Here is a 3,146-nt window from a genome sequence, read left to right as displayed (position 1 = left end):
CACGTGCTATCACAATGCTTCCCCCCCCCCCGGGGTGGGTAGGCCGGTTGCATGTGGCGCCCCCATGATGGGGGGCGGGGGCGGGCCCGCCCCCCACCTCCCCGCCAACACGATCGAGCATGCGCCGGTCCACTCCCGCCATGGGTGAGGGAACCCAGTTCAGCTCGCTGGTGTCCACGCTGACTCGCTGGGAAAAGTCGGCGTTCACTTCCATGTCAGTTCTCCTGGTACCGCGCGCGCACCTTCTCGCGCCATGCGTGCAGGTAGGTCAGATCGGGATCGATCTCGATGCCTGCAAGGTCGGCGAAATCGAGACCTGCGAGCAGGGTGATATCGGCCATCGAATAGACCGCGCCAGCCACGAAGGGCTGCGTGGCCAGCACGCCATCGAAATAGCGCATGGTGGCTTGAGCTCGCGCCTTCTGGCGCAGGCCCCAGGCAGGAACCTGGTCCGTCTCGAGGTCGGGGCCAAGCCCGGGGGTCGCGTGGTGGAAATAGGCGCCAACGGCATCGAGCAAGCCCTCTTCCGCGCGCAGGTTCATCATGTGGGTCGTGGCCCTCTGCAACGGCGTGTCGCCGATCAGCGATGCCCCTTCAAACGTCCCGTCGATATACTCCGTAATCGGGGTGCAGCGTCCGATCACCGATCCGTCGGGCAGCTCGGCGCAAGGGACAGTGGCGTCGGGATTGATGGCGCGAAACGAGTCGGAGCGGTGTTCGCCCGCCATTACATCGACCGGCACGAACTTCACGCGATCGAGTGCATTCTTTTCGGCCAGCGCCAGGCGCACCCGCACGGGATTAGGGAAGTTCTCGACTTCGTAGATCGTCAGCATACCGTTTTCTCCATACCCTACCAACTAGTAGGTTGGCGATCGGCTACTTGCTTGATTCGCGCCTGTCAACCTACTAGTTGATAGGGATGACACAGACACGAACTCTGCTGCTCGACCTTGGCGAGAAGGCTGTGCGCACGCGGGGCTATGCGGGTTTCAGCTATGCCGACCTCGCCCGCGACGCTGGTATCCGCAAGGCCAGCATCCACCATCACTTCCCAACCAAGGCTGATCTCGCCCTCGCCCTTATCGAACGGTTCGCTGCCATGCTGGCCGACGCGCTGACAGCCATCGAGGCCTCCGCGCCAACCGGTGGAAGGGCGCTTGGCGGCGCTATCGACCTTTACCGCGACGCTTTGGGCGATGGTGACACGATGTGCATGTGTGCAGCCCTGTCCGCCGATGCCGCGCTCCTCGAACCTCGCACCACTGACGCGCTCAATGCTGCCAACAAGGCGATCGCCCTGTGGTTCGAAAGAGTTCTGTCAAAGGGTAAGGAAGACGGTTCGATTGCCGGCGTCGACGAGCCGGAAACGTCGGCGCTTGCAGCCTTGGCACAACTCCAGGGCGCGCAACTGCTGGCTCGCGCGTCGGGTTCGATCGAGGTCTTCGATCGCGCGGTGGCAACCCTGCGCGTTCGCATCACAAGCTGACAGCGCGCTGAGGTTGCGGCATAGTCCTTCGCATGCCGCCGCTTTCGCCCAAGGAGTATCTCCGCAGCCAACTCGTTTCGAAAGTCCGCGGAGTCTTCAACGACGTCGAAGGCGGCGAAAAACCCGTTCCCGTTTCCGACGAGGCCCTGTTCGAAAAGGACTCGCCGATCAGGCTCGTCCATGCCGACATAGTGGCCATGATGGTCGGCGGAGTCCGCAGCCTGTTGCTGCAGATGCTTCACCCCCATGCCCTGCAGGGAGTGCTAGACCATTCGAATTTTCGCGAGGACATGCATGGGCGCCTCCGCCGCACGGCACGCTTCATCGCGGTGACCACATTCGGCCATCGCGACGATGCCATGGCGGCAATCGCACGGGTCAACCGAATCCACGCAGAGGTGGGCGGAACATTGCCTGATGGAACGCCCTACTCCGCGACCGACCCGAGGACACTCGCCTGGGTTCATGTCGCCGAAGCGACCAGTTTCCTTGCCGCGTATCTGCGCCATGTCCGGCCGGACATGCCGGGCGCCCTGCAGGATGAGTATTACCGTCAGTTCGCCGTTGTCGCGCGCGAGCTGGGCGCCGATCCCGTCCCGCTGGATCGGCGCGAAGCCGAGCAGCTGTTTCGCGAGTTCAAGGCCGATCTGCGCTCTTCACCGGAGGCGCGCGAAGTGGCTCAGCTGGTCTTGACCCAGAGGCCCCGGGGGACACCGCCTGCCCTGCAAACATTGCTCGGTGCCGAAGCGGTCGCCCTGCTGCCATCGTTTGCTCGCTCCATGCTTGGTCTCGAACGACCCGGCCTGCGAAGCTTGCCCGCGCGTGCCGCCACCTGGGGCATGGGCAAGACTCTACGCTGGGCATTCAAACAGAATTGATCGACTGATCCCGTCGCTTCTGGCGCACCTCCCCGGCTGCACCCTTGCAACGTACCGACCGGTTGGTATGTTGCAAGGGTGATACCGAATCGCCCCTTCCGCCCCGCGCCCCTATCTGCCCGCGATCGCCTGCTTGAAGCGGGCGTGAAACTCATTCGCCGGCAAGGCTACGCCGCCACCTCGGTAGGCGAACTTTGTGCAGAGGCTGGGGTCACCAAAGGAGCCTTCTTCCATCATTTCGAATCCAAGGAAGCTCTCGGCGCGGAGCTCGCGCGCTATTGGAGCAATTCGACATCTGGCTTCTTCACCGATGCGCCATTCCGCCAAATCGAGGACCCGCTTGATCGTATCCTCGGCTATCTCGACCTGCGCATCGCGCTGATCGGCGGACCGACCGAAAGCTTCAGCTGCGTCGCCGGCACGATGATCCAGGAAAGCTTTCGCTCGAGCGAGCCCATCCGTGCGGCCTGCCGCGACAGTATCTTGGGCAACGCCAACCTGTTCGTCGAGGATTTTGCAGAGGCGATCGCGAGCTACGGCGTCGACGCGGATCCAAGTTCCCTCTCGCTGCATATGCAAGTCGTGATCCAGGGCGCCTTCATACTCGCCAAGACGCAAGACAGCGATGAGCGTGCCGTCGCCATGGCTCGCGAAAGCCTGCTGCACCTCAAGCACTACCTCACCCTTTTGTTCGGCAGGGAGACCGCCCGATGACCCAGATGATATTCGTAAACCTGCCGGTGGCGGACCTCGCAAAGTCCAAGGCGTTCTACAGTGCA

The 3,146-nt window shown here is 63.0% G+C and carries 4 protein-coding genes and 1 pseudogene; 4 read left to right on the top strand and 1 reads right to left on the bottom strand.

The window, feature by feature from the left end; all coding sequences use genetic code 11:
• Nucleotides 1-215: 215 nt before the first annotated feature.
• Nucleotides 216-836 carry a glutathione S-transferase gene (locus tag AAFM29_RS03855; RefSeq protein WP_341711498.1) on the bottom strand — a complete coding sequence of 207 codons (621 nt, stop codon included), beginning with the start codon at nt 834-836 and terminating at the stop codon, nt 216-218.
• 86 nt (nt 837-922) lie between these two features.
• Between AAFM29_RS03855 and AAFM29_RS03850 the strand changes: the two genes are divergently transcribed.
• The 4 genes and pseudogenes from AAFM29_RS03850 to AAFM29_RS03835 form a co-directional block, all read left to right on the top strand.
• A complete protein-coding gene (locus tag AAFM29_RS03850; RefSeq protein WP_341711497.1) occupies nt 923-1,489 on the top strand; it encodes a TetR/AcrR family transcriptional regulator in 567 nt (188 codons plus the stop codon).
• A gap of 32 nt (nt 1,490-1,521) precedes the next feature.
• Nucleotides 1,522-2,367: an oxygenase MpaB family protein gene (locus AAFM29_RS03845; RefSeq protein ID WP_341711496.1), complete on the top strand. Its 846-nt coding sequence runs from the start codon at nt 1,522-1,524 to the stop codon at nt 2,365-2,367.
• 78 nt (nt 2,368-2,445) lie between these two features.
• Entirely contained in the window at nt 2,446-3,081 is a 636-nt protein-coding gene (locus AAFM29_RS03840; protein ID WP_341711495.1) for a TetR/AcrR family transcriptional regulator, read from the top strand.
• Nucleotides 3,078-3,146 (top strand): annotated as a pseudogene (locus tag AAFM29_RS03835) (lactoylglutathione lyase); the annotation flags it as partial. The gene AAFM29_RS03840 and the pseudogene AAFM29_RS03835, both read left to right, overlap by 4 nt.

This window comes from Erythrobacter sp. (assembly GCF_038133525.1).
Taxonomy (GTDB): Bacteria; Pseudomonadota; Alphaproteobacteria; order Sphingomonadales; family Sphingomonadaceae; genus Qipengyuania.
The sequence above is the reverse complement of the archived record's forward strand: the minus strand, read 5'-3'. Positions and strand labels throughout refer to the sequence as shown.

Excerpts from the sequence above, each read along its gene's own strand:
- AAFM29_RS03855 (WP_341711498.1), bottom strand. The coding sequence starts at position 836 with ATGCTGACGATCTACGAAGTCGAGAACTTCCCTAATCCCGTGCGGGTG.
- AAFM29_RS03845 (WP_341711496.1), top strand. The coding sequence starts at position 1,522 with ATGCCGCCGCTTTCGCCCAAGGAGTATCTCCGCAGCCAACTCGTTTCG.
- AAFM29_RS03850 (WP_341711497.1), top strand. The coding sequence starts at position 923 with ATGACACAGACACGAACTCTGCTGCTCGACCTTGGCGAGAAGGCTGTG.